Consider the following 1,110-nt stretch of genomic DNA (forward strand, 5'->3'; position numbering starts at 1 on the left):
AAAACTTATACAGCAGCAGTGTGCTGCACAAGCCCAATAAGCTTTAAAAAAAGACTTTTTCCACCAAGGGGAAAGTGCGCCCAAAATTCAAGTTATGGATTCACACTTATTCATATCCCGCCCGGATTGAAAACCAAAATGTTTAAATAATTCAAACTGGGCACTCTGGCTTAATACTGACACTGTGAATTTTCCGGTTCTTTGGATCATTTCATGTGTATAATTTGCTTTATTTACACAGATACTTAATTGATTAGGTTCTGATGCCGCCTGGATTGCAGTGTTAATGATACAGCCATTATCCTCTTGGGCTTCTCTGGCAGTCAGTACAAATAATCCGTAACTCAGCTTATACATCGCTTTTTTATCCATTCTGCTCCTCCTTCATCTTCTCCCTGCATCTCGGACAAATGCCTTTAAAGGAAATATCATATTCCAAAAAATCAATTCCATGCGTATCATGAATTCTTTTCATTAAATCCGGTATTTCCTCCATATCTACATCCGATACCTCACCACATTTTATACATCTCACATGATAATGATTTTTCAATGTGATATCGAACCGATTTGCTCCATCTGGCACTTCAACCTTTCTCAGAGCACCTTCTTCTGACAGTATATCAAGATTTCTATATACTGTTCCTTTTCCAATGGTAGGATATTCTTTTTTTAGAAATTCACATACTTCATTTGCTGTAACATGCCTTTTTATTTCATATACAGCATTTTTCACAAGATCTTTCTGAATTGTATTTCTTCTGTTAGTCATTTGCCCCCCTTATTAGGATTTATTCTTAATTAGAAGCATATATCAGAAGTTTTAAAATGTCAATATAAAATTAGTAATAATTACTATTTTTGAAATAATAGCACTTTGTAAATGTCCCTTTTTCGCACAATCTTATTCCATAATCCTGAATTATTCACGGAACAGTATCTGAATTAAAAACTGAACCATGAACCCCAAAATTGTCCCATACAGCCATAATCCTCCTTGATACCCCTGTCAAAAGGGTATAGTATCCCTGTGACAGATTTCAGAGCAATGATTAAGCTGTCAAGGTTCGTTAATCGCTTCTATTCCAGCTGTACATTCAATTTGCCAAT

General features: G+C 35.3%; 1 protein-coding gene and 1 pseudogene. Both read right to left on the reverse strand.

Annotated elements, in window-relative coordinates; genetic code table 11:
• Positions 1 to 96 precede the first annotated feature (96 nt).
• Positions 97 to 372, reverse strand: a pseudogene (locus ACTNES_RS20870) (flavin reductase family protein); the annotation flags it as partial.
• Positions 365 to 772, reverse strand: a complete 408-nt coding sequence (locus tag ACTNES_RS20875; RefSeq protein WP_441040577.1) for a Fur family transcriptional regulator — start codon at positions 770 to 772, stop codon at positions 365 to 367. The pseudogene ACTNES_RS20870 and the gene ACTNES_RS20875, both read right to left, overlap by 8 nt.
• Positions 773 to 1,110 lie beyond the last annotated feature (338 nt).

Origin of the sequence: Blautia sp. HCP3S3_D9 (assembly GCF_052063845.1) — a bacterium.
Taxonomy (GTDB): Bacteria; Bacillota; Clostridia; order Lachnospirales; family Lachnospiraceae; genus Blautia_A.